The organism is Salinibacter grassmerensis (assembly GCF_947077765.1).
In the GTDB taxonomy this organism is placed as follows: Bacteria; Bacteroidota; Rhodothermia; order Rhodothermales; family Salinibacteraceae; genus Salinibacter; species Salinibacter grassmerensis.
Map to the genome: position 1 here is coordinate 183237 of NZ_CAMTTF010000003.1, position 24058 is coordinate 207294.

27 protein-coding genes are annotated in these 24058 nt (G+C 64.8%); 16 read left to right on the forward strand and 11 right to left on the reverse strand.

The window, feature by feature from the left end; translation table 11 throughout:
* Positions 1 to 48: 48 nt before the first annotated feature.
* Together OJB03_RS08030 and OJB03_RS08035 are read right to left on the reverse strand one after the other, a co-directional pair.
* The gene (locus OJB03_RS08030) at positions 49 to 1746 is read right to left on the reverse strand and encodes a DEDD exonuclease domain-containing protein (protein WP_263786395.1); all 1698 of its coding nucleotides are present in this window, start codon (positions 1744 to 1746) and stop codon (positions 49 to 51) included.
* 1 nt (position 1747) lies between these two features.
* A complete protein-coding gene (locus tag OJB03_RS08035; RefSeq protein ID WP_263786396.1) occupies positions 1748 to 2680 on the reverse strand; it encodes a 5'-nucleotidase, lipoprotein e(P4) family in 933 nt (310 codons plus the stop codon).
* 225 nt (positions 2681 to 2905) lie between these two features.
* Here OJB03_RS08035 and OJB03_RS08040 point away from each other — a divergent pair, with 225 nt between their 5' ends.
* Positions 2906 to 3649, forward strand: a complete 744-nt coding sequence (locus OJB03_RS08040) for an ATP-dependent Clp protease proteolytic subunit (RefSeq protein ID WP_272507228.1) — start codon at positions 2906 to 2908, stop codon at positions 3647 to 3649.
* A gap of 94 nt (positions 3650 to 3743) precedes the next feature.
* On the opposite strand, the gene OJB03_RS08045 is transcribed toward OJB03_RS08040, so the two are convergent.
* Positions 3744 to 4289, reverse strand: coding sequence for a hypothetical protein (locus OJB03_RS08045; protein WP_263786397.1), 546 nt, complete (start codon positions 4287 to 4289; stop codon positions 3744 to 3746).
* 407 nt (positions 4290 to 4696) lie between these two features.
* Positions 4697 to 5041: a hypothetical protein gene (locus OJB03_RS08050; protein WP_263786398.1), complete on the reverse strand. Its 345-nt coding sequence runs from the start codon at positions 5039 to 5041 to the stop codon at positions 4697 to 4699.
* 262 nt (positions 5042 to 5303) lie between these two features.
* On the opposite strand from OJB03_RS08050, the gene OJB03_RS08055 reads away from it, so the two are divergent.
* Both OJB03_RS08055 and OJB03_RS08060 read left to right on the forward strand, forming a co-directional pair.
* Positions 5304 to 6134, forward strand: coding sequence for a ZIP family metal transporter (locus OJB03_RS08055; RefSeq protein ID WP_263786399.1), 831 nt, complete (start codon positions 5304 to 5306; stop codon positions 6132 to 6134).
* A gap of 64 nt (positions 6135 to 6198) precedes the next feature.
* The gene (locus OJB03_RS08060) at positions 6199 to 7134 is read left to right on the forward strand and encodes a dihydrodipicolinate synthase family protein (protein ID WP_263786400.1); all 936 of its coding nucleotides are present in this window, start codon (positions 6199 to 6201) and stop codon (positions 7132 to 7134) included.
* A 1-nt stretch (position 7135) separates the two neighbouring features.
* On the opposite strand, the gene OJB03_RS08065 is transcribed toward OJB03_RS08060, so the two are convergent.
* The 3 genes from OJB03_RS08065 to OJB03_RS08075 form a co-directional block, all read right to left on the reverse strand.
* Positions 7136 to 7426: a hypothetical protein gene (locus OJB03_RS08065; protein ID WP_263786401.1), complete on the reverse strand. Its 291-nt coding sequence runs from the start codon at positions 7424 to 7426 to the stop codon at positions 7136 to 7138.
* Positions 7427 to 7472: 46 nt separating this feature from the next.
* Positions 7473 to 8030, reverse strand: coding sequence for a dCTP deaminase (dcd, locus tag OJB03_RS08070; RefSeq protein ID WP_263786402.1), 558 nt, complete (start codon positions 8028 to 8030; stop codon positions 7473 to 7475).
* A gap of 94 nt (positions 8031 to 8124) precedes the next feature.
* The gene (locus OJB03_RS08075) at positions 8125 to 9006 is read right to left on the reverse strand and encodes a WbqC family protein (protein WP_341482950.1); all 882 of its coding nucleotides are present in this window, start codon (positions 9004 to 9006) and stop codon (positions 8125 to 8127) included.
* On the opposite strand from OJB03_RS08075, the gene cruF reads away from it, so the two are divergent.
* The 9 genes from cruF to OJB03_RS08120 all read left to right on the forward strand — a co-directional run bounded on the left by cruF (position 9005) and on the right by OJB03_RS08120 (position 16431).
* A complete protein-coding gene (cruF, locus tag OJB03_RS08080) occupies positions 9005 to 9874 on the forward strand; it encodes a bisanhydrobacterioruberin hydratase CruF (RefSeq protein ID WP_263786404.1) in 870 nt (289 codons plus the stop codon). The genes OJB03_RS08075 and cruF overlap by 2 nt on opposite strands.
* Positions 9875 to 9910: 36 nt before the next feature.
* Positions 9911 to 10825, forward strand: coding sequence for a phytoene/squalene synthase family protein (locus OJB03_RS08085; RefSeq protein WP_263786405.1), 915 nt, complete (start codon positions 9911 to 9913; stop codon positions 10823 to 10825).
* A 26-nt stretch (positions 10826 to 10851) separates the two neighbouring features.
* Positions 10852 to 11529 carry an acyltransferase gene (locus OJB03_RS08090; protein ID WP_263786406.1) on the forward strand — a complete coding sequence of 226 codons (678 nt, stop codon included), beginning with the start codon at positions 10852 to 10854 and terminating at the stop codon, positions 11527 to 11529.
* Positions 11530 to 11536: 7 nt separating this feature from the next.
* Positions 11537 to 12160, forward strand: coding sequence for a hypothetical protein (locus OJB03_RS08095; protein ID WP_263786407.1), 624 nt, complete (start codon positions 11537 to 11539; stop codon positions 12158 to 12160).
* A 33-nt stretch (positions 12161 to 12193) separates the two neighbouring features.
* Complete coding sequence (locus OJB03_RS08100) at positions 12194 to 13315, forward strand: glycosyltransferase (RefSeq protein WP_263786408.1); 1122 nt, start codon at positions 12194 to 12196, stop codon at positions 13313 to 13315.
* Positions 13316 to 13382: 67 nt separating this feature from the next.
* Positions 13383 to 13700, forward strand: coding sequence for a LapA family protein (locus OJB03_RS08105; RefSeq protein ID WP_263786409.1), 318 nt, complete (start codon positions 13383 to 13385; stop codon positions 13698 to 13700).
* Positions 13701 to 13744: 44 nt separating this feature from the next.
* Positions 13745 to 14674, forward strand: a complete 930-nt coding sequence (locus OJB03_RS08110) for a S66 peptidase family protein (protein ID WP_263786410.1) — start codon at positions 13745 to 13747, stop codon at positions 14672 to 14674.
* A 190-nt stretch (positions 14675 to 14864) separates the two neighbouring features.
* Entirely contained in the window at positions 14865 to 15344 is a 480-nt protein-coding gene (gene greA, locus OJB03_RS08115) for a transcription elongation factor GreA (protein ID WP_263786411.1), read from the forward strand.
* A 40-nt stretch (positions 15345 to 15384) separates the two neighbouring features.
* Complete coding sequence (locus OJB03_RS08120; protein ID WP_263786412.1) at positions 15385 to 16431, forward strand: threonine aldolase family protein; 1047 nt, start codon at positions 15385 to 15387, stop codon at positions 16429 to 16431.
* Between the two features lie 10 nt (positions 16432 to 16441).
* Here the strand turns inward: OJB03_RS08120 and OJB03_RS08125 are convergent, their stop codons facing one another.
* Together OJB03_RS08125 and OJB03_RS08130 are read right to left on the reverse strand one after the other, a co-directional pair.
* The gene (locus tag OJB03_RS08125; protein ID WP_263786413.1) at positions 16442 to 17047 is read right to left on the reverse strand and encodes a pyridoxamine 5'-phosphate oxidase family protein; all 606 of its coding nucleotides are present in this window, start codon (positions 17045 to 17047) and stop codon (positions 16442 to 16444) included.
* Between the two features lie 58 nt (positions 17048 to 17105).
* Positions 17106 to 17768, reverse strand: a complete 663-nt coding sequence (locus OJB03_RS08130; protein WP_263786414.1) for a fumarylacetoacetate hydrolase family protein — start codon at positions 17766 to 17768, stop codon at positions 17106 to 17108.
* 135 nt (positions 17769 to 17903) lie between these two features.
* Between OJB03_RS08130 and rplU the strand changes: the two genes are divergently transcribed.
* The 3 genes from rplU (at position 17904) to OJB03_RS08145 (ending at position 19960) form a co-directional block, all read left to right on the forward strand.
* A complete protein-coding gene (gene rplU, locus OJB03_RS08135; protein ID WP_263786415.1) occupies positions 17904 to 18314 on the forward strand; it encodes a 50S ribosomal protein L21 in 411 nt (136 codons plus the stop codon).
* A gap of 53 nt (positions 18315 to 18367) precedes the next feature.
* Positions 18368 to 18628 carry a 50S ribosomal protein L27 gene (rpmA, locus tag OJB03_RS08140; protein ID WP_011404169.1) on the forward strand — a complete coding sequence of 87 codons (261 nt, stop codon included), beginning with the start codon at positions 18368 to 18370 and terminating at the stop codon, positions 18626 to 18628.
* Positions 18629 to 18718: 90 nt separating this feature from the next.
* Positions 18719 to 19960, forward strand: a complete 1242-nt coding sequence (locus OJB03_RS08145) for an aminotransferase class V-fold PLP-dependent enzyme (RefSeq protein ID WP_263786419.1) — start codon at positions 18719 to 18721, stop codon at positions 19958 to 19960.
* On the opposite strand, the gene OJB03_RS08150 is transcribed toward OJB03_RS08145, so the two are convergent.
* Positions 19953 to 20864: a M90 family metallopeptidase gene (locus OJB03_RS08150; RefSeq protein WP_263786421.1), complete on the reverse strand. Its 912-nt coding sequence runs from the start codon at positions 20862 to 20864 to the stop codon at positions 19953 to 19955. The two genes, OJB03_RS08145 and OJB03_RS08150, sit on opposite strands and share 8 nt — an antisense overlap.
* A gap of 250 nt (positions 20865 to 21114) precedes the next feature.
* On the opposite strand from OJB03_RS08150, the gene OJB03_RS08155 reads away from it, so the two are divergent.
* The gene (locus OJB03_RS08155) at positions 21115 to 23190 is read left to right on the forward strand and encodes a peptidyl-prolyl cis-trans isomerase (protein ID WP_263786422.1); all 2076 of its coding nucleotides are present in this window, start codon (positions 21115 to 21117) and stop codon (positions 23188 to 23190) included.
* Positions 23191 to 23220: 30 nt separating this feature from the next.
* Here the strand turns inward: OJB03_RS08155 and dapF are convergent, their stop codons facing one another.
* A complete protein-coding gene (gene dapF, locus OJB03_RS08160; RefSeq protein WP_263786423.1) occupies positions 23221 to 24057 on the reverse strand; it encodes a diaminopimelate epimerase in 837 nt (278 codons plus the stop codon).
* Between the last annotated feature and the right edge of the window lies 1 nt (position 24058).

Below are 24058 nucleotides of genomic sequence, written 5' to 3' on the forward strand. Positions count from 1 at the left end.
TCCTTCGTGAAGAGAGTCGTCCCCGTCTGCGCCAGTCTCCCCCTTTGCCTACTCGTCTGGAGATCGGGGAACACGTTCCAAACCGGCAGACACGATAGACTCGACCATGTCTTCGGGCGACGAAGTGGCGTCCCAGCGAATTGACATCAAGTCATCACGGTGCGCATAGACCCAGTGCGAGAGCAGCCGAATCTCGGTCGCGTCCCGCTTGGAGAACGTCTCGGGCGGGTCGGCCTCCGCGTCGAAGACCGACCGGCAGCGCTCCAGAAGATGGGTTCGCTCGTCCGGCGACAGCGGCACCGTACACGCGACCGATTCCTCAAACCGCCCGAAGCGCACCAGCACCACGTCCACGCGACCCGCCCGGTCGGGGGCCTGGTGCACGAGGGCTGCGTTGTGCTGCCGCACCGGTGCCGCCGCCACACGCTGCTTCTCCAGAATGCGCTCCAGTTGCTCCATCGTGTCCCGGAGCTCGGCGGCCTTCTCAAAGTCGAGATCATCGGACGCCCGTTGCATCCGGTTCTGCATCGTGTCGAGCACGCTCTGATCCTGTCCGGTGAGAAAGGCCCGCACGCGCTCCACGACCGTGGCGTACGCCTCCGGATCCTCCATCTCACACGGCACGGTGCACCGGTCCATGTCGGCATAGAGGCACCGCTGGCCCAGGTGCAGGCGTTCGTCGTCGCACTCGCGCAGCTGAAAGAACCGGCCGACCACATCGACCACCATCTCCGCCTGCTCGGTGTTGCGCACCGGGCCGTAGTACTCGGCCCCGTCCGCCTCCAGCCGACGGGTCCACGACACCGTCGGGTACTCGTGGCCCGTATCCAGCCGGATGAAGGGCCGGTTGTAGTAGCGGCGCTGTGCGCGGTTGTACCGGGGCTTCTCCGCCTTGATGCGCCGCGATTCCAGGAGGATCGCCTCCAGTTCGGTCGCGGTCGTTGTCCAGTCTACCGACCGCACCTTTTGAAGCATTTTCCGCTTGCGGGCGCCGCTCGATTCGACCGCCGTAAAGTGGCTGCGGAGGCGGTCGGGCAGGCGCTTGGCCTTGCCGATGTAGAGCGGCGTTCCCGAACGGTTCTTCATCACGTAGACGCCCGGTTCGTCCGGAACGTCTGGAAGGACCTCGTCCCGAATGGACTCAATGTGCCCCGGCACCTCCCGCACCGTCTGGTAGCTCTTGTGCTGAAAGCGCAGCAGGGCCTCGACGGTCTCGACCTCATGCTCGAAGGCCAGCTGACTCACGAACCGGCGCAGCACTACGCTCGTCGCCTCCGCGTCCCCGAGCGCCCGGTGTCGCCCCTCCACATCGATGTCGTAAAACTGCGCGAGCCGGCTGAGGCCCTTCGAGTCGAGCCCCGGGAGCAGCCGCCGCGCCAGACGAACGGTGCAGAGCGTCTCGTTGGAAGGGGCCTCGTCCCCGATCCGCCGCGATTCCGCCTCCAGGAAAGACACGTCGAACGACGCGTTGTGCACCACGAGAATACCATCCCCCAGAAAGGCGTGATAATCCGGAAGCACCTCGTCGGCCGGCGGCGCCTCGAAGACCATGCCCGTCGTGATCCCGGTCATCTTCGTAATGCGCCCCGGGACAGACTGCTGGGGGTTGACGAGCTGCTGGAACCGGTCGACCACCGATCCATCCTGAACCTTCACCGCCCCGATCTCCATGATCCGATCATCGTCCGGCGTGGTGCCGGTCGTCTCCAGATCGGTCACCACGAACGTTGCGTCGGCAATGTCCATGCTATTGGGGTCGCTTCGGGGTCAGGTGTTCGCGCTTCGCCTCAAGACGGGGACGGGGCGACAGGCCATACTCGAAATCGTACAGCGCTGCCTCCCAGGATCCGTATTGCGGATTCGGGAGGACGATCCATCGGGTGCCCCAATATTTTCGAAAGGACCGGGCCTTCACACGGCGGGCCGGTACGCTTGTGTCCGCCTCCGCCACAAAATCCCCGAAGTTGTCGCCCACGAGAAGAAGAATTCGGTATCGATCGGCGACCCACTGGCGACGTGCTTTCTTCGAAGCCCAGCCTTCTTGTTCACCTTGAGTGAGCACGGCATCCAGGGCGTCATCCACCGGGAAATCAAGATTCGTCAAGTTGGTGCGCGTAGCCGGTTCCAGAGCGGCGTCCCGGTTGGTCAGGTAGATCACCTGCACGCCCTGGGCTGCGGCCGCCTGTGTGAAGGGGCGTGCCCCCGGCACCGCGGCGGCCTGTTCCTCCCGAACCCAAGTCGCCCAGGTCTCCGCCTCGTAGGCGGCGTCATCGCGAATGAGACGAGCCTGGTAGGGACTGTTGTTGAGCACAGTCTCGTCGACGTCAAGCACCACGGCAGGGGGCTTCTGACGATAGGCGTCGCGCCCCCGATTTGCCTGTTCAACCGAGGCGGTCCACAGGCTGTCGGCCAGCGCGCGCCGCATCATGATCGCCGCCACCCGGTACGCCTGCCGCGCCGTCCCTTCGTACTCCACCGCGGTCTGTGTCCAGAGCGTGCTGTTCAGGAGCGGGTTGCGGAGGGCTGCCAGCCGGGCCAGGCTGTCGGCCCGGGCCTGCAGCGACTCCACACGGGCCTGTAGGGCGGCGGTGTCCCCGGTCGACCCTCCGGACCGGAGGGTCTGACAACCGGTGAGAACCAGGACGAATGAGAGTATGAGCCATGCGACGCGTCGGGACACGAGACGGCGCAGTAAATTTGGAAGGCGGTGTTGCGATTTAGCCGTGACGGTCGGCAAAATGATCGGATGCAACATATCCGGAGCGCCTTCCAGGAGCAACCCCACCTTGACTTCTTCCGGTGTGGTTACACCATGATGGAGTTGGGCCGCCCGTCAAAGGAACGATGTGCCCGCTAAGAGGTGCATAACAGCGCGAAGTTCTCCCCGACCTTCTCGACGCTTTCTATGCCTGATCCCGACGACTTCCTGCAGTTTAGCAAGAGCATGACGTCGCTGCCCAGTAGCATCTTCCAGGGCGGCCTCGGCGACCAGCCGCAATCTGGGCTCGTCCCCAAGGTTGTGGAACAGACCACTCGCGGCGAGCGGGCCTACGACATCTTCAGCCGCCTACTGAAGGAGCGGATCGTGTTCATCGGCACGCCGATCAACGATCAAATTGCCAACCTGACAGTGGCCCAGCTTCTCTACCTGGAGAGCGAAGGGTCCAGCCAGCCGATCAACATCTACATCAACTCTCCGGGCGGCGTTATCTACAGCGGCCTGGGCGTGTACGACACCATGCAGTACGTGGAGGCGCCCATCTCCACGACGTGTGTCGGCCTGGCCGCGTCGATGGGATCGGTGCTGCTTGCCGGCGGCGAAGACGGTCAGCGGGCCTGTCTTCCCAACTCCCGTGTGATGATGCACCAGCCGATGGGGGGAACCGAAGGGCAGGCCTCCGACATCGAGATTCAGGCGAAGGAGATGGCCTGGCTCAAGAATCGCCTGTACCAGATCTTGTCCTTCCACACCGACAAGGACATCGATCAGATCGAGGAAGACGCGGATCGGAATCACTGGTTAAGTGCCGAGGAGGCACGGGACTATGGGCTCGTCGATAAGGTTATGAATGAGGACAACCTCGACGCCCTGAAGTCCATCCACACCAACGGAGAAGCCAGCGGCGCCGACGAGTCAGACGAGGAGTAGCCCCCTCATACCGTTCGGCCCAATGCCCATCTCCGGCTGTCGCCGGGGATGGGCTTTTTTGTTTAGCCCCCTGGCTCGTCCCGGATGTCCCTCGCTACGGCTTTTCGGTCTCCGTAAAGACCGATACGTTTTCGTCGTTGATGTACCGCTGGTTCGCCTCCAGAAAATTCAGCTGGGAGTGGCGGTGCGACCGCGTAGCAGAGTAAACAGCCCCCACCACTCCCCCGACCACCAGCCCCGCACTGTAGGCGCTCGTCCAGAGCCCCCAGAGGTACTGCACGAGGTACACACCCAGTGCCCCCATCACGAGCCCTATGACCGTGTATTTCAGCACTGGAAGAAAACTCGTCAGGACGTCCCGTCGCCACAGGAGCCAGGCTCGAGGGGCGCGCCTGCCTAAGCACCGGAAGGCCCCCTGGCCCGTGACGAGCCAGGCGACGATTCCGACCCCACAGCCGATGGCAAAAATGCCGGCGCCCTCGAGCTCATTCAACAGCACGGCTCGATCGAAAGGGAGCCACTCCAATACTCCCGTAAGAACGATCGCCACCTCGCTGCTCGAGGCCCCGAGCCACATCGTGAAGGCGACCCCCGCGCCCACCCCAATTACCCCGTATGCGATGCGAGTACTGTATTTCATTCGAGGACGGGGCGGCGGCGTTGAGGCTGCATTTTGAGCGTGTAAGGGACAATGTTATTTCTTTCTGAGCGCAAAAACCAGACCAGGTTTGGATCGATGAGCGCGGCCTCGTCCCAGTGGCCCCCACGCGTGAGAAGTACAATGTCTCCCCAACGGAGTTTGTCCTCCAGACCCTCCACAGCAGCTAATCGGGACCCGTCCTTGAAACTCGCTCAGCACCAATCAGGAGGTAGGCACACACAGACCGACCACCTGAAGTGTCAGGGCCCCTCAACTCATACCGCTCTTATTCGCCGCCGCAGCTCTCGCCTCCCCGGCCCCTTCGTCATCATCACGGACGCCTCATCCTCGGGGGCGTTTCCCAGAGGGGCGCGTCCAGAATGGGAGAGGGTTCGGCCCCGGAATCATCACGGCGAGGCAGCAGTCTCGTCGCCAGCCACATCGCCCTGGACCTGTAACTGATAGGAGGCCCCTGCCCGGTCGAGGGTCGGCGCAGCGCAGAGAAGGGTGTAGGGGGCATCCCTCTCCAGCACCTGTACCCGAAGCACAACGGGCGTGCCGTCCGTCTCCAGGTCGCTGAACCGATTGGACAGGAACTGATCGTTGAAACGGGCTTGCGCCTGGACGCTACCTCCCTCGGCGACGAGATGACCCGTGGTGAACCCGTGGAGGGGACGAAAGGCCCCATCTCGGTCCTGTCGTCGCCACTGGACATTTGTGAGAAGGTATTCGCCGTCGGGGAGCGTGCTCATGGTCGGAGAAGATTGCTGGAAGGACGAGGAAAAACTGTTGCTCTGGGTCCGCGTGCTTCTCACAGGTGTTGAGGAGCACTACTGCTCGGACTACTGTCCGTAAATTCGGACGGTCCTACGTCGGGTGCTTTTGAAAGTTGCGAGGCCCACCACGGATCCAAGCGCCGAGCAGACCATTGCCGGACCGGTCGCGCGGTTTCCACTCTCTCTTCTTTTCCGACGGTCCACCTCCTCGTTTCTTCAAGGCCAGCGTTCTTCTCCCATGTCTGATCTCCTTCCGTGGTTTGAACAACTGTCGCCCGTTCTTCAGTCGCTGCTGGCCGGGGGATTTACCTGGGGGGTCACCGCGGTCGGGGCGTCTCTGGTCTTTTTCACCCGACGCGTGAACCAGCGCCTCCTCGACGCGATGATGGGATTCGCGGCCGGCGTCATGATTGCCGCCAGCTTCTGGTCTCTGCTCGCCCCGTCCATCGACATGGCCGCGGCGCAGGGCATCACGGAGTGGGTGCCCCCGACAATTGGATTCCTGTTGGGCGGCGTGTTTCTTCGCCTGTCCGACGCGCTCCTCCCCCACCTTCACCCTGGGGCGCGGCGGGCCGACGCCGAGGGCCCCTCCACGTCGTGGCGCCGGGCCACCCTCCTGGTCCTCGCCATCACGCTGCACAACATTCCCGAGGGGCTCGCCGTGGGCGTGACGTTCGGGGCCGCCGCCATCGAACTGGAGGTCGCAACCGGAGCAACGCTCGCAGGGGCCCTCGCACTGGCCCTGGGGATCGGGCTGCAGAATTTTCCCGAGGGGATCGCCGTCGCCATGCCCCTGCGGGGAGAGGGCCTCTCACGGGGTCGGAGCTTCTGGTACGGACAGCTGTCCGGCATCGTCGAACCGCTCTCCGCCGTGGCGGGGGCCCTCGCGGTCGTGAGCATCCGACCTCTTCTCCCCTATGCCCTGTCCTTCGCCGCCGGCGCCATGATCTACGTTGTGGTCGAGGAGCTCATTCCCGAGTCGCAGCGCCACGACAACACCGACCTCGCCACCCTCGGGGTCATGGGCGGCTTTGCGGTCATGATGGTACTGGACGTCGCCCTCGGCTAGCAAAATTCTCGGCCCCGTCCGTGGGCCTCGTACTTCGTTGCTTCTCAAAACGCTCGATGTGTCCATGTCCCCACGCCTGCCCTCCGGCGTTCTCGCCGCCGGCCTCACCCCGTTCCACGCGGACCAGTCCCTCGCTCACGACTCGTTTGCCGCCCACACGCAATGGCTTCTCGATCACGGCTGCGACGCGGTGCTGCTGTTCGGCACCACGGGCGAGGGGCTCTCGCTGTCGGTCTCCGAGCGTTTGGCGGGCCTCGACGCCGTATTGGCGTCGGGAATCCCGGCTCGCCGATTGCTGGTCGGGACGGGGGCCTCGGCACTCCCCGACGCCGTCGAGCTGACCCGCAAAGCGACTCAGGAGGGGGCCGGGGGCGTCCTCGTGCTTCCGCCCGTCCACTTTCGCCAGGTCTCGCCCGAGGGGCTTTTCCGCTTCTACGATCGCCTCATTCAGGCCGTCGGCGACCCCGGTCTGCAGCTCTATTTTTACCATTTTCCCGAGCTATCGGGGGTCCCGATCCCGTTCTCCGTCATTGAAGAGCTGCGGGGCGCCTACCCCGACCAGATCGCCGGCGTCAAAGATTCGAGCGGCGAGTGGGACCACACGGAGGCCCTCTGCCGCCACTTTTCGGACCTACAGGTCTTTTCCGGAACCGAGCGCCTGCTGCTGCGCGTCCTGGAGGCCGGGGGCGCCGGATGCATCTCCGCCACGGCCAACGTGACGGCCGCCCTGGCCGCCAAGGTGCTTCGTCGGTGGCGGGAGAACGAGGCCCCTGGGTCCGTGCAGGACACACTGAGCACGTTCCGAACCGCGTTTGCCTCGCTGCCCACCATTCCGGCCCTCAAGTTTCTGCTGTCTCGGCGCCTCGACGCACCCGACTGGGCCACGGTGCGACCGCCACTCGCCCCGCTCGCCGACACGGAGCGGAAGGCCGTGGAGGATATTGCCGACCGGCTCGAAGAAGAGGTGCACCTGCCGGGCTCGGGTGCACAGCCTACATGACCTACGGCGTACGATTCCCGTCGTTGGGCGACACGACCTGTCCGTCCGGCGTGATTCGCTCGTCAGCGGCCGGCTTTTGAGTAGGGAATCGACTGACCGATGCGTCGGGGTTTCGGTCCCTTGGGACGTAGTGCACGTGGTCGCCGTGCGGGATTTTCTCGAAGCGCTGTCCCCGGTACGGGTTCACGACCTCCCGCATTATCACCACGAAAAATACGAGGAAGAGCCCCGCTGCCACCCATCTGCGCCAGGAACGCGAGGACGGTGCGGACTCGGACGAGTCGTCGGCCATGGGGGTTGGACAATCGTTCGTAGATACCGCGGCGGTTCTTTAAGTGCTACTCAAGCCGGGGAAGCGTAATGCCTTGTTGGTTTTGATATTTTCCCTGCTTCTCCTCATACGACACCTCCGGCGTCTCGCCACGCAAGAAGACCACCTGCGCGATGCCTTCCTCCGCGTATACCTTGGCCGGAAGGGGCGTGCCGTTCCCAATTTCGATGGTCACGTGTCCTTCCCAGCCGGGCTCCAGCGGGGTCACGTTGACGATGATGCCGGAGCGCGCGTATGTGGACTTTCCGAGCACGAGCCCCAGCGTGTCCGACGGCATTCGAAAATACTCGATCGAGCGGCCAAGGACGTAGGAGTTGGGCGGGATCAGGATGTGGTCGTCCGCCTCGTGCTCGACCAGGGCCCGCTCGTCGATCCGCTTCGGGTCCACCACGCTGTTGTGGACGTTTGGGGTGAAGACGCGGAATTCACCTGCCACCCGCATGTCGTAGCCGAAGGAGCTAAGCCCGTAGCTCACCACGTCCTCCCGCACTTGCTCGTCGACGAACGGGTCAATCATGTCGTGCTCGGTTGCCAGGGTGCGGATGTGGTGGTCGGGGAGGATCATGGACGTAGCGGGTCGTGAGAAGAGCGTCGGGGGAGAATTAAAGGTACCCGTGAGGAGTAACGAAGGTCAACCGGCCCTCAACCTTGGCCTGCGGTTACGTCGACGGCCGGCCCTCTGGGTGGGACGTGCGGCCCTTGGCGAGAATGCGCCGGGCTTCCGGGCCGTAGTTGAACACGAGGTCCGCCGCGGACATCCCGGGCTCGAAGTCTTCAAAGTTTTGTCGGTAGGTGGGATGGTCGTATTCAATCACGTGTGACGTGGTGTCTTCGGGCAAAGACTCGGGGGCGTGCCTGGACGGCGTGAGCACCGTTTCTGCGTCCAGTGACCGGGCCACGCCGGAAACCCTATCGGGCGTTCCATCCAGGGCTGATGCCCGCGTGATGGGGGTCTGCAGACCGAACAGCTCCGCCAGCAGCTCGACGGACCGGCTGGCACAAGGGCTGAGGCGCTCCCAGGTCCGCTCAAAGAAGGGACGAAACGAGGCCTCGAAGTAATCGAAGTACATTGTCGTGCGGTAGTTGTAGAGGAACGACCGCCAGTGTTTTTCCCGCCACCGGCCGCCGGTCTTAAGCTCGACCTCTCGCACGGGTGCCCCGTCCCGGTTCCCAAACACGGGAACTGTGATCCAGTGCCACCCCTGGGGGCTTCGAAGTTTGCTACGGTTCTGGAACGATTGCCGACGGTATGGGAACGTGTTGCCCAGAACAAAGTGATCCACCCGCTGAATTATCGCCATGTATTCCAGTCGGGGAAAATACTCCGGTGGTTGCACGGCGATCATGACCCGCGGTGTCGCGTTGAGGCTCTGGCTCGCCAATTCTGACGTGCCATCTGGGGGGGATGGTCCCCGGTCCCTACAGACTTCGTCGGCCTTTCTGCTCCCCGGCGCGTGATGTCGCGGGGACTGCCACTGTGTCCGATGCCATCTGCGTGCTCGTCCCTGTCGTCCCACCAATTTGACCAACCGCTTCTTCATGTCGAACTCGGACCCCTCCCCCCCCACCTTGGAGGGCAACTACGACCTCCTCTTCCGATTCGCGTTTTGGTTGTTTGTCGGTGCCATCTCGTTCAGCGTGGCGGGCATGTTGCTGCTTCGCCTTGTACCCTCCTCGATGGCATTCTTCGGGCCCGTCTACACGAAGCTTGTGAAGACGCCCACCTGGACGTTTATGACCCTGCTGGCGTTGCTGCCGCTACTGATGTACGGCCCCTCCCTGGGCTGGAAGAAGATAAGCCTGATCGCCGCCTGGGGGTGCATTATCGGCGGCGCAAGTGAACTGATCGGCACCACCGGGTGGTTGAATGTAGGGGGCGTTGCCCTTCCGTTTGGGGAGTATCAGTACACGCAGTGGCTCGGCCCCAAGATTGCCGGGCACGTGCCGTATTTCATTCCGCCATCCTGGTTTGCGATGTCGATCGTCTCCCTCGACCTTGCCCGCCGCGTTACCCCCCGGCGGGCCGGATCGCTCTTGCTGGGGACGCTTTTTATGGTGCTCTGGGATGTCTCCCTGGACCCGGCGATGAATCAGGCATTCCCCTTCTGGGAATACGGGGTCGACGGAATGTTCTTCGGAATGCCCCTCTCCAACTGGGTCGGGTGGGCCGGGGTCACGTTCGTGATTCTCCTCGGCTACGAGTACATTGGCAAAGGAGCCTCCATTCAGAATGAATGGGCACCGTGGGTGTACGCCCTGAACTGCATTTTTCCGCTCTCAATCTGCCTACTCCGAGACGTGTACCTGCCGGCCCTGATCGGCGGTCTCGCGACCCTGGTGCCCTTCCTCCTGCTGTGGCGCTACAATCCGGATTCGCTGGAGCGGGCCGTGTCGCTCTTCCGGGGGTAGTCGCACCCGCTGTCGTCTCGTCACCCAGGACGCCTCATGTCAACCCTCTCCCTCGACACCCGTACCGACGAAGATGAGTGGATCTGGGAGTCATTCCGGTACCACTCCCGCACCTTCTCCCTGGCGGCGTACCTCCTGCCGCGCTCCGTGCAGATGTCCGTCGCCACCCTCTACCTCTACTGCCGCCGGGTCGACTCGATCGCCGACCAGCGCGTGCTGGAGGTGGGGCGCGAGCGGGCCCTGCAGGAAGTGAAGCAGGTGCGGGACCGGCTGGACGAGACCCTGGCGGGCCGTCCGCCCTCCGAGACGGTGCTGTGGCGTCGCCTCGCGGAGGTCCACGAGCAATCGTCTCTCCCTCGAGGTCCGATGTACGAACTCATCGAAGGGGCCCTCTGGGACCTGGAAGGGCGTCCGGTCGTCTCGAAGTCCGACTTGATCGAGTACTCGAACCTCGTTGGGGGGAGCGTGGGGGCCATGATGCTTCCTTTTCTCGCCGACCCGGAGCGACACGACGAGTTGGAGCCGACGGCCCGGAAGCTCGGCATTGCGATGCAGATCACCAACATCGTGCGAGACGTCGGGGAGGACATCGAGGAGCTGGACCGGGTGTACCTTCCTGAACGCTGGCTCGACGAGCATGACGTGTCGGTGGAGGCCCTCCGCAACGCCCGGGTCCCCGACGGGTACCCCGAACTGTTGGAGGCAGCCATGGAGGCGGCCGAGCAGCGGTACGTGGACAGCTTCGAGGGGGTGGCGGCGCTTCCGTTCCGCAGCCGATACGGCATCCGGGCCGCCGCCCGGATGTACCGGGAAATCATGAACGAGGTGCGCGCGAATGACTATGACAATCTTGGTCGGCGAGCGTACGTATCTTTTCGCCGGAAGCTCTTCCTCCTCCTCTACGACGGCTACGAACGCCGCAAGCATCGCCTGACCCCGGACGCGCTCTGAGTGGCCTCTGAACTGCTCCTTTTCCCGTGGCTCTTGTTCGTCGGCTCGTAGCGACCCTCCTGCGGTGGGACCTTCACCGAGCGTTCCGGCGCGTGCAGTGGGTGGGCCCCGAGCCGTCCGCCCTGCCCGACGGCCCCGTCATCGCGTACGCCAACCACCACCACTTCTACGACGGGCACCTCGCATGGCTGCTGTTCCGCCGGTACCTAGAGCGCCCCCCGACCCTCTGGATGGCCGAGTGGGATCGGTTTCCCTTCTTCGCCGCCGTGGGCGCGCAGCCGTTCCCACCCGACGATCCCGCCCGCCGCGCCGCGACGGTCCGCCGCACCGCCCGCCGGTTTCGGGCCCGCCCCCGCACCGTTCTCGTGTACTATCCGGGGGGCACCCTCCATCGGCCTGAAGACGGAATCCAAGACTTTAGCGCCGACGCGGTAGCCCGCCTGGCCCGGCTCTACCCGACAGCCACATGGTGGCCCTACGCCGTACACGTGACCTGGCGGAACGAAGCCACCCCGACAGCTCTTCTCACCGGCGGTTCTCCCCACGAGGCCGACGGGCAGGAGCACGCCCGGCTTCAGCAGCTCTGGCGCCGCCTCCAGACGCCGCAGGACCGGCCCTCGACAACCCTTCTCCGCGGCTACCGAAGTGCGGAGGAGTGGTGGGACTTCTCCTTTGCGTCTTCCTTCTTCGAGCGCTACTTGTAGCGTCTCCATGGTCGTTCTTCTCGTACTCGCCATGCTCTCGACCCCATTCGCCGAGGCAACCCAGACGGCCTATGCCCAGGAGGACGCTGATCGCCTCCGCACCCTCTTTGAGCAGGCATCCTCTCGGGCCGATAGCTTCCTCGTGCGGTACCGGTTGTATCCCCTCACCGAGGAGGCCTCCATTCTCGACGATCTGCCCTCGTCCCTTTCGGAAGGAACCGCACGGGAGTATGCGTTGCTCTCGGGGCTCTGGGCGTACCGCGCCGGGGAAGCGTCGATCTTCTCCGCGGTGACGTACGGCCGGCGGTCCACGAACCTACTGGAGGAGGCCAAAGCCCAGGCCCCCGACGCGCCCTTTGTGCTGCTGGTAGAGGGCCAGTCCCTCCTCTTCCGTCCCTCCATCGCCGGCAAAGACCCGGACGGCGCGGCGCGGCGGTTTGCCCGGCTGGCCGAAATCGTCGCGACGAAAGAGGGGAGCGCCATCACCGAAACCGAGGCGCACATGTGGCAGTGGCTCGCTCTTCGGGAGGCGGACCGGCCCGACGAGGCCCAGCCCCTCTACGACCGGCTGGCCAGCCAAGACCTCCCTTCGCTCTACCGGCAGTTTCTGGAATCGCCCCCCGACGTGTAGTCGACCCGTCCGCCTGTTGGCACCCCCACCCTTATGACAGCTGAGCTCGTTCCCCTGGTTCTGATTCTGCCCCTGGCGTTCGTTCACGCTGGGCTCTGGGGAATTCTACTGTTGAACCTTGCCTACCTGCGGCGTGCCCCCTCAGGTACGGCCGAGCCGCCCCCGTCGCTCTCGGTCTGCATTCCGGCCCGCAACGAGGCCGACAACCTGCGGCGACTGCTGCCCACCCTCGAGAACCAGGACTACCCCGACCTGGAGATTTTCGTCTGGGATGATGGCTCAGAGGACGACACGTGGGCGGTGCTCTCCGCCGCCGAGAGTGATCGCCTCACGCCGCTTCGGGGGGAGGACCCGCCGCCCGGATGGGTGGGCAAGGTGCACGCACTGCATCAATGCACGCGTCAGGCCTCGGGCAAGTGCTACCTGTTCCTGGACGCCGACGCGGAGTTGCGTCGGCCCGATGCGCTTCGCCAGTTGGTCGCCCGGCACCGGGGCAGCCAGACCCGAGTGTCGTCCGGATTCCCGCGGCTCCGGGGAGCCGCCCTGCTTCTCGTCAGCCTCGTCCCCCACGCGCTTCTCACCAGCCTGCCCTGGCCCCTCGTGCCTCGGACCCAGCTACCAGAGCTCAGCGCCCTCAACGGGCAATGCTGGCTGGTGGACCGGGACGTGTACCAGCGCCACGAGCCCCACGCGCAAGTAAAGGATGCGGTGCTCGAAGATGTCGCCATCGGGCGCTATCTGAAGCGGATGGGCCATCCCCCCACGCTCCTCGACGTGCAGGACCTCGTGGCCGTGCACATGTACGACGGATTTATGGAGTCCTGGCGTGGATTCCGAAAAAATGCGTACCTGTTGCTCGGCGGCACCCCCCTTCGCTTCACACTCATGTACGGAGGGTTTCTTCTGAGCTGGCTGGTCGCCCCGCTCCTTTCAATCTGGTTTCTCGTGTCCCTGTACGGGCTCAAGTTGGTTACCGACCGATCCAGCGGCATGCCCATCCACATCACTGTCCTCGCCCCCCTCTCCTATCTTCTCGGGTTGATTCTGCAGTTCGACTCGGCCGTGCACCACTGGAGCGACGACGTGCGGTGGAAGGGCCGCTCCGTCCCAAGCTCCGCCCGAGAAGAGGCCCCCACAGCCCCGACGGATCGGTAGACAGGCAGTCGATTGAACATTACGTTCGTGGTGTGATCGGCCTCTCTCCTCAATTCCTATTTCCGCTATGCGCCTCGGCCTGGTCTTTTCGCTGATTCTCGCCATCTTTGCCGTTGTCTTCGCGCTGCAGAACCCGCAGACGATGGACGTCAATCTCCTCTTCTTCCAGACCCAGGGATCCACCGCCCTCATCTTAATCCTTACCTTCGGGTTTGGCGTGCTGGTGGGCCTTCTAAGCACCCTCCCCAAGCAGCTGCGCACCCGTCGCAAGTTGAACGAGCTCCGGCAAGAGCAGGAAGGCCCGACGTCCAGCTCGCCAGTGGAACCGCCGACCTCGTCTCCTGAAAGCCCGCGGCCCGGCGGAACGGAGTCGGACGCCGAGTAGCGCCGCGGATGATCCGTCGTTCGTCTTCCAGCCCCCATCGCCCTGTGCTACGACGCCCCCCGCCGCTTTCCCCCGGTGCGCCCATCGCGGTCGTGGCGCCGGCCAGTCCGCCCCGTTCCGCGGACACCTACCAGGCCGGCCTGGACCGTCTCCGGACCACCTACGACGTGCGACAGACCTGGACGCCCGGCTCGGAACGAGGCTATCTTGCCGCTCCGGATGCCGAGCGCGTCGCTGCGCTTCATCGTGCCATCGAAGACCCGGAGATTCGTGCGGTCATTTGCGTCCGGGGCGGGTACGGGTGCCTCCGCCTCCTCCCCAAGATCAACTGGGACCTTGCCCGTCGGCACCCCACCCTAATAGTGGGCTATAGCGACGTGACGGCCCTCCACCTCGCGTTCTACGAAAAGGCAGGCTGGCCCGGCCTCTCCGGCCCCGTGGTCACCGAATGGGCTCAGGCCGACGACGCCACCCTCGCCTCGTTTCGAGGCTGGGCCGCGGGGGAGACGCCCAGCTTCGTGGAAGCCTTCGGCGACCCCTTGGCTCCCCGTACGTCCGGAACGGCGTCCGGGCCACTTCTCGGCGGCAACATGGCGGTCCTGACGCGCCTTCTGGGGACCCCCTTCGCCCCTGACTTCGAGGGGGCCGTGCTCGTGCTCGAAGAGGTTGCCGAGGCCCCGTATCGGGTGGACCGCATGCTCACGCACCTCCAGCAGACCGGCGTTCTGGACGCCGTGGGCGGCGTCGTCCTCGGGACCTTCACGACGGGATCCCTGAATCCCGATACGCCCACACGCCCCCTCGAGGAGGTGTTTCGGGACCACCTGGCCGACCGGCCCTATCCCGTCGCGAAGGGCCTTCCGTACGGCCACCATCTGCCCCGTTGCTCCCTCCCGCTTGGCATTCCCGTGCGCCTCCACGCCACGTCAGCCCACGCTACGCTCACCGCCGAAGCCCCCCTCACAGATCTGTAACCCGATGGGAACGAGGACGGAACACAGGGGCACGGAATCGGAACTTCCGGCGTACCCGCCCGAACAATGGGAACCATATTAGAAAAGTGTCACCTGAAACGCCGCTGCCGCTTCCGGCCGTGGCGTTCCTTTTTTGGCAGGTGTGGCACGTTTGCACTCGCGCATCCCTGTACCAATGGACCCCAGCAGCATGGCTGACGACGAGACCGTTTACATGACCGAGGAGGGCCTTGAGGAACTGAAGGAGGAGCTCCACCAGCTCAAAACGGAGGAGCGTTCCCGCATCGCCGACGAAATTGCCGAGGCCCGTGCGAAGGGCGATCTGTCCGAAAACGCCGAGTACGACGCCGCCAAGGAAGAGCAGGGCAAACTAGAGTCCCGCATCAAGCAAATTGAGGACACCATCGCGCGGGCTCGCATCGTGGACGAGTCTACCGTCGACGACAGCAAGGCCTACATTCTGTCCGACGTGACCGTCGAGAACCTGGATACCGGCGACGAACAGACGTTCACACTCGTCTCCGAAGAGGAGGCCAACATTTCCGAAAACAAGATCTCGGTGGATAGTCCCATTGGGGAGGGCCTGCTGGCCCAGGAAGAGGGCGACGAGGTCTCGATCGACGTGCCGGCCGGCACCGTAAACTTCGAGATCAAAGACATCTCCCGGTAGGTCCGCCTCGCCGGTTCTCCCGAGTGTCGATTCCCTGCTTATGTCCCCCATCGATCTTCGGAGCGACACCATCACGCGCCCCTCAGAGGGCATGCGAACGGCCATGTACGAGGCCGAGGTCGGCGACGACGTCTACGGCGAGGACCCGACCGTAAACCAACTGCAGGAGCGCGTGGCGGATCGGCTGGGGAAAGAGGCGGCCCTGTTTGTCCCGTCCGGCACGATGGCGAATCAGATCTGCCTCCACGTCCTCACCAGCCCGGGCGAAGAAGTGATTCTCGAGCGTGGGAGCCACGTCTTCAACTACGAGACCGGGGCCGCCGGTCTTCTCTCGGGCGTCCAGCTGCACCCTCTCCCGGGCGACCGGGGCCGACTCGCCCCCTCTCAGGTGAAGGCCGCCGTGCGCCCCGAAGCCGACGTGATGCCCCGGACACGGGTCCTATCGATCGAGAATACCGCCAACAAGGCAGGCGGGGTCGTATACTCGCTGGAACGGATTCAGGCCCTCGCGGCAGTCGCCCGCGAGCATGACCTTGCAGTGCACCTGGACGGAGCCCGGCTCTGGAACGCGGCCGCGGCCCTCGACGTGACGGAGGCGCAGCTGGCCGCCCCCGCTGACGTCACCTGGGTTGCCCTGTCGAAGGGGCTGGGCGCACCGGTGGGTTCGGTCGTGGCCGGGTCGGCGCCGCTCATCGACGACGCCCGCCGGACGCGGAAGCAGTTTGGGGGCGGCATGCGGCAGGCCGGCATCCTCGCCGCGGCCGGCCTTTATGCAATCGATCACCACCGCCCCGACCTGGCCCAGGACCACGAAAAGGCCCGGCGGCTCGCGGACGGGATCGCCGAGTGCCCCCCGTTCTCCATTGACCCCGCGACCGTGGACACCAACATCGTGATGTTTGGGGTCCCGGACGACACCGCCGACGCGGTCGTAGAGCACCTCCGCGAACAGGGCGTTCTGGTCAAGGCCTTCGGACCGTCCACCATTCGGGCGACCACACACCGAGACGTCTCCATGGAGGCCATCGAGCGGGCGGTAGACATCCTCCACGCCTACGCCGAGCAAGCGCCAGTGACTGCCCCCTGAGGCTTTCGTCTTAGGGCACGACCCAGGTGGCCTCCGTCTCGTCCGTCGTGTATTCGAATCGGGCGCGGTAGTGACCGTCCGGATGGAGATGCAGCCACTCCACGCGGTCGATCACCGTCCGGATGGCGGCGAAGTACTGGCGGCCACTCGCCACATCCTCTTCGGTGATCGGGTCGGTTTTTGCCTCCGGGCGGAGCTTGTCCTCGGGGGCGTCGATGGACGTGCCGGGCGCCGTGGGGCGAGGGTAGACGGACAGGGACCCAGGGGACTGGGACTCCCAGAGGGCCGTGGCCACCTCGTCATCCGTGTGAACGGTGGCCGTCCCGTGCAGGCGAATCTGCTCCAGGGACTCCGTGTCCCACGCGTGCCACGCGATCTGGTCGTTCTCGCGGAGGGCCTCCACCTTCCGCGACCGGCGATCCGAGTGAAACTGGAGCTCGCGCGTGTCGGCGCCTGCGGCGCGGAGCACCACCGTGCGGAGGTCCGGCGTCTTCTCGTGGACGGTGCCAAACGTGAGCTGGCGGTACGGGTGGCCCGGGTCCTCAGCGGCCATCTCAAGGTCGTCCCAGACGTGGGTGTGAACGGCGTCGAGATCAGTGTACCGGGGAACGGACATCGTGGAAAACTGGGTTGATGCAACGAGTCAGGTGTAGTCGGTGCGTCGGTCAGAAGCTTCATTCGGGCCGCTCGACCGAGACGCTCAGGGGGTCCAGCCCCGTCGCGGAAGCGTGCAGCCGATCGCCCTCCTGCACGGGGCCGACCCCGGATGGGGTGCCGGTGTACAACAGGTCGCCCGGCGACAGGGTAAAAATTTGCGAGCAGTAGTGCACGAGTTCCCGCACCGGAAAGATCTGGTGTCGGGTGCTGGCCTCCTGACGCGTCTCGTCGTTCACCGTCAGTTGTAGGGTCAGGTCCTGGACATCCCCCACGGCCTCCACAGGCTGGATGGGACCGAGCGGCGCGAAGGTATCGAACCCCTTCGCCACCGACCAGGGATGACGCCGCTCTTTGGCCTCCGCCTGCAGGTCACGCGCCGTCATGTCAAGCCCCACGGCGTAGCCGGCAACGTGATCGAGCGCCGCCGATCGGGCTATCCCTTTTCCCTTCCGCCCGACGACCGCCACCAGTTCGACTTCGTGGTGTACGTCCCGGGACTGCGAGGGTAACTGCACCGCCGCCCCCGACCGGATGAGGGCCGACGGCGGCTTCAGAAACACCATCGGCTCGTCGGGGACATCCCGGTCCATTTCGGCGGCGTGGTCGGCGTAGTTGCGACCGATGCAGAGAACCTTGCCGACGGACACCGGCGCGGAATGGGTGGGAAGAGGGATCTTCATGCGAAACGGAAGGGGGCGTGAATGATGATCGGGAACGGATGGGCGGACGCTGCGTGGCTAAGCCTCGGCATTCACTCGAAATCCGGTCACTCTCGCGTCGGTATCCAACCCGGCGCTCCAAAGCAGAGACGCCTTATGTACGCAGTTGTTGACGTCAAGGACAAGCAGTTCAAAGTTCAAGAGGGCGACACCTTGTATGTCCCCTACCATTCGGACGCGACCGCCGGTCAAGAATTGACCCTGGACCGGGTGCTTCTCGTGTCCGACGGCGACGGGGATGTCACCCTCGGGACGCCGGCCGTTGAGGACGTTACCGCCACGGCCCGTGTGCTGGAGCACGTAAAGGGCGACAAGGTCATCGTGTTCAAGAAGAAACGGCGCAAACGGTATCGCGTTAAGAAAGGACACCGGCAGCAGTATACCCAGATTGAGATTGAATCGTTAAACGTAAACGGCACCGCGTCCTCCGACGACGAAGAGGAGTCTGCCGAGACGTCAGAGGCGGAGACCAATGCGGAATCGGACGCCGAGCCGGCCGAGGCGTAACGCTTCTCTCTCCCCTGCACTAGATTTGTTGAACCAACCCCCACGAGGTTGTCATGGCACATAAGAAAGCCATGGGGTCTACGGAAAACACCCGTGACTCCAATCCCAGCTATCTTGGCGTAAAGTCGTACGGTGGCGAGCACGTGCACGCGGGCAGCATCATTGTCCGTCAGCGCGGCACCAAGTTTCACCCCGGCCACAATGTGGGCCGCGGCAGCGACGACACGCTATTTGCGAAGGACCACGGCGTTGTCAAGTTCGCCCGGAGCGGCGGCGACCGCAAGTACGTCCACGTGGTTCCGGAAGAGGCGTAGCCTCTTCTGCCATTCTGCCCCGCAAGAAGCTCCTCTCGCCCTTGTGCGGCAGGAGCTTTTTGCATTTGAGGCTAGTGTTTCTGCCCCGCTATGTCTATTCCGCCCATTCCCTCCGCGTACCGCTTCCCCGACGAGCCCAACGTGGTGGAGCTCCGGTCCTTCACCCACGGCCTTCAGCCCGAGCGGGTACCCCACATGATGGAGCAATTCACGGAGGACTGGCGTCAGCGAGGGGTGGACGCCTGGAACGAGGTCCCCAACCACTGGCGCCCCGACGCGGAGGACACGGTCGGCTGGTGGACCCTGCCGACCTACCTCGGCGATGAATTTGTCGCTCCCCTGCTGGGCGCGCCACCGAAAACCTGCATTCTGCAGCCGAGCGTGCACTGGACGGTTCAGTGCCTCCTCTCCAGCCCCGAAGTGGCCACCCGCGGTCGCGAGGTCCTCGTCCCCGAGACCGCCTTCCCCTCCGTCCTGCACAGCGTGCAGCGGTGGAGTGACCTCCGCGATCTCGACCCGCACGTCGTTTCCTCCACCGACGCGCACCGCGTCGACCAGACGGCCTTGCTCAATGCCATCGGCCCCGACACCGCCCTCGTGGCCCTCAGCCACGTCGGGTTCACGACCGGCGCCTGCCTCCCGGATTCATTTCTGCGATCGGTCGCGGAGCGTGCACGACGGCACGACGCGCTGTTTCTACTGGACGGCTACCACGCCGCCGCCACCCGCCCAATCGACGTGGCCCATCTCGGCTGCGACCTCTACGTCGGGGGCCTTTTGAAGGAAGCGTCTGGCTCGGCGGGGAATACGTTCGTGTATCTGCGGGACGGACTGGAGCTGACCCCGCGGCTCACCGGCTGGTTCGGAAACGCGGCCCCCTTCGAGTTTCGGCCCGAGCCGACCCCACACCCTGACGTGCGCCGGCGGTTTCTGGGCGGGACGACGCCCGTAGCCCCCATGTACCACGCCGTAGAGGGCGTTCGGCTGCTGCTCGACCTGGGCCTGGACGCCGTGCGCGACCACTCGCTCACCCTGACCGACCGCGCCATCGAGCGGGCCGATGCCCTCGACGTGCCCCTGCGCTCTCCCCGTGCCCCCGACGAGCGGAGCGCAATGGTGCTTCTGGAGGTACCGGAGGCCGAGCGCCTTGCGGCCCACCTCAAGCAGCATCACGTCTACACCGACAGTCGTCGCAACGAGGTCCTCCGCATGGCCCCCTTCGTCTGGAACACCAAGGACGAGATCGACCGGGCCTTCGACTTGCTCGGGGACGCTTTGGAGGCGGGCGCCTACCGCTCCCGCTCCGTAGACGCGGCCGGTCCGGTCACGTAGGGCTCGGCGCCGTCCCGGCCTCCACCGCCGCGTCGCCCGTCGCCCCGGTGCGGGGATCAATGCGGAAAAATGAGACCAGGGCGCGGAAGAGCTCCTCATGCCGGCGCGCCATCAGGGCCGGCTGCTCGACGAAGTGCTCAACGGCCACGGCGAAGAACTCCGACGGGGCCTCCGCCCCGTATGGCCGCAGCACCGACCGCCCCTGCCGGATCCGACGCATCTCCTCCCGCACCAGCGCCTGCCAGTCGGGGGCCGACCCCGGATCGACAAGGGAGGGCACGCCGTCCGCCCCTTCGTTGTCGAAATCGAAGAGGTGGGCCAGCTCGTGCAACACCACGTTGTTTCCGTCGCCCGGGTGCGCCCAACTGCGCCGCACCGCGGCGACCGTCAGGATGATGGGCCCCTGCTGATGGGCCATGCCGTCGTAGCTGGCCGTGATGTTATCGTGGTAGGTCTCGTCGAACCGCTCCGGATAGAACAGCACCGACCGACTCCCCGGCAGCTCCCAGGAGGGCCGTCCGTGCAGCAGCGTCGCGATGCCCGCGGCGACGCTGAGTCGCAGCGTATCGGTCACCGCCACCCCCTGGACGCCCTCAAAAGAATATTCGTCTAGGGCAAACTGCACGTCGCGCCCAAATCGGGCACGGCCGGCCGCGTCCAGTTTTCGGTACAGGGGGACTCGCTCTCGAAGCCACTGGCCGTGCTCGGGACCGAGGTCCGTCTGGGCCACTCGCCAGCGCCGCCAGGGACGACGAAGCCCCACTGCTAGCACCATGACCGCCGGGACGAGGCCCAGGGCGGGCCCCATCGGGGTCGCCTCGTGCCCGACCACCGCGCCCCCACCGCCAAGGATCAGGGCCAGAAGCCCCGTCGTGATCATGGAGGAGCGTCGGACGATGCGCATGGGGACGAGAGCGCCGGCGGGCACTGGGCGGCTCTTTAAGACTTACGGTGTGTGCGAAGAATCAATGTAACGCGTCACCAGGGGCGGTGTGCCTCGAGGCCGGCGGTTCGTCTTGCCCTCTGCCCCGCACTGATTCGGTTCCCAACGCGAACAATCTGTTACAGGGCAAGGTACAGTGCAGGAGTCTCTGGTCTTCTGATCAGAACCGGTTTGCGGAACACTTCTTCCTCACCAATACCCTCACGTCTCCATGGGCGCGATGAACAAGCTCCGGCAGAACACCGGGGTGATTCTCTGGATTCTTGTCCTTTCATTCGGCATCATCTGGACCCTTCAGGATTCCGATGTCTTTTCGGCCATGAACCAGACGAACCGGAACGTGGCCACCGTCAACGGCAATCCGATTCAGAATGAGGACTACCAGCGCATTCTCAAACGCCAGCGCCAGCGGTTCCGGCAACAGCTGGGCGGCGACATGAATCCCCAGATGGAGAGCCGCGTGCGGGAGCAGGCCTACAACCAGGTCATCAACCAGGAGCTGCTGCAACAAGAAATGAAGCAGCTGGGCATCTCGGTGACCGATTCGGAGGTGGAGGCAATGGTATTCGGCGAGAACCCGCACCCCATCATCCGCCAGCAGTTCGCGGACTCGACCGGGCAGATCAACCGTCAGTTGCTGCAGAACATGGCGTCCAATCCGGAGGCCCGCTCCCAGTGGATCAAGCTTGAGGAATACCTGGGGCGGCAGCGGCGCCAACAGAAGATGAACTCTCTCGTGCAGTCCACGATTCAGGTGTCGGAGACGGACATCAAAGACTACTACCGCCGCCAGAATTCTTCTGCCTCGGCCCAGTACGTGGCCCTTCGCTACGCCCGCGTCTCAGGCGACTCGATCACGGTCACCGAGTCGGACCTCCGCAACTACTACGACAACAACCGTGAGGAGTACAAGCGCGAGAAGACGGTCACGTTGCAGTACGCAACGACGTCGAAGGAGGCCACGGCGGAGGACTCGTCAGGGATCTCCAGCGACCTGGCCAGTCTGCGGTCGGACTTCGCGACGACCGAGAATGACTCCCTCTTCCTGCTCAACAACGCTTCGGACCAGGACTTCTCGGGCACGTACCGCACCCCGGACCAGATGAATGCCCGCGTTGCCGACTCGGTCTACACGTCCCCCGAGCCCGGACGCATTGTTGGGCCCGTCTTCGGGGGCGGCCAGGCCCACCTCCTCAAGATCCGAGACACGCGCCCGGCCGAGGATGATTTCCTTCATGCCCGACACATTCTCCTGAAAACCGACCAGGCGGACCCTGAGGTGACCGGTCGGTTGCAGGCAATCCGGGACAGCATTGAAACGGGCGCTGCCTCGTTTACGGAGATGGCCCGCCGGTACTCGGACGATGGGTCGGCGTCGGACGGGGGCGACCTCGGTTGGTTTGCCCGCGGCAGCATGGTGGACGCATTTGAGGACGCCGCCTTTGGGGCCGAGCCGGGGACCCTCATCGGCCCCGTCCGGTCCGAGTTCGGCTACCACCTCATTCGGGTCGAGGCCCGTGCCACGCAGGCCATTCAGGTCGCCGACCTGGCCTACAACTTGAGCCCGAGTCGGGCTACCCTCTCCGACAAAGAGAGCATGCTGGGGGATCTCGCCTACTTCGCCGAGGAGGACGGGGCCTTTCGCGAGGAGGCCGAGCGCCTGGGTCTGACCGTGGAGGAGGTGCAGGTGGAGACCGACCAGTCCTCCGTCCCCGGCATCGGCCAGAGCTCCGCCCTGTCCCAATTCCTGGAGTCCGCCTCCGACGGCGCGATCAGCGACGTCATTGAGCTGAGTGACAAGTTTGTGGTCGCCGAGGTGACGAACGTCACCCCTGAGGGCTACCGCTCGTTCAGCGAGGTCAAGTCGCAGATCCGTCCGCAGGTGGAGCTTCAGAAGAAGCGTGAAGTGCAGACGCGGCGCATGGAGCGGGCCCTTGCCCAGAACGCCTTCGATGCCCTGCCGGATGTCCTCGGCACGGAGCTTCGCACGCAGTCCGAGATCACCTATTCCACCAGCACCGTGCCCGGACTCGGCCAGGAGCCGCAGTTCGTCGGTGCGGTCTTTGGGCTCGACGAGGGCGAAACGTCCGACGTAGTGGCGGGCAACAACGCAGCCTTCATTGTGCAGACCACTCAGAAGACCACTCCGCCTCCACTGACGGATCAAAAGCGCCAGCAGTTGCGCCAGCAGTTGCTCAAGCAGCGTCGCCAGCAGGTATTTTCCGACTGGATCGCGGCCCTCAAAGAAGATGCCTCCATCGAGGACAACCGCACCCAGCTGCGGTAGGCCCTGCGGGGAGCCCGGAGGGCAGAGCAGTTACGCCTCATCTTCCGGGCGCTCGATGTGCCCGTCAAATACCGAGACGGCCGGGCCCTGGAGGTACAACGTTCCCTCTTCAGTCCGGCCCACGGAGAGTTTGCCGCCCGGCGTGTTGACCTGCAGGGTAACATCGGGATCAGTCTTTAGGAGACGGCCGGCAGTTTCTGCCGCGGCCAGCACCCCGGTGCCACAGGATGGCGTCTCGGCCTCCACTCCCTTTTCGTAGGTGCGGAGCCCAAGGTCCTCCTCATGCCCCAGCTCCACGAAATTAACATTGGCCCCGGCGGGGGCGAGGCTGGGATCGCGGCGGAGCCGACGCCCCCACCTTGAGACCGGCACGGCCTCGAGGTCGTCCACCACGGCCACCAGATGCTCGGTGCCCGCGTGGGCGAAGCAAAGCGTCTCAACGGCCTGTGGCACCGATCGCTCAAGCACCACCCCGGCCCGGAAGTCCGTAACGTCCGGGACGAAGAGGCGCACACCCGCCGGCTCCTCCCCCGATGCCGCAGTGGCCCGGTACAGTCCCGCGTCGGTATCGAACGCCAGCGGATCATTTTGAAATCCGACGCGTCGGGCGAACCGAAAGAGGCATCGTGCGCCGTTTCCACACATGGTCGCACGCGACCCATCGGCGTTCACGTAGTGCATCCGATAGTCGGCTGTCGAGGTCTCCGGGGCATCGAGGGCCAGAAGCCCGTCCGCCCCCACTCCATAGCGACGCGGGCACCAGGCCGCCGCACAAGCCGACAGTTCGTCCGGACTGAGCTGGGGGGACCGGTTGTCGAAGACGATGAAGTCGTTCCCCGTCCCGTGCATCTTCGTAAACGAAACCATT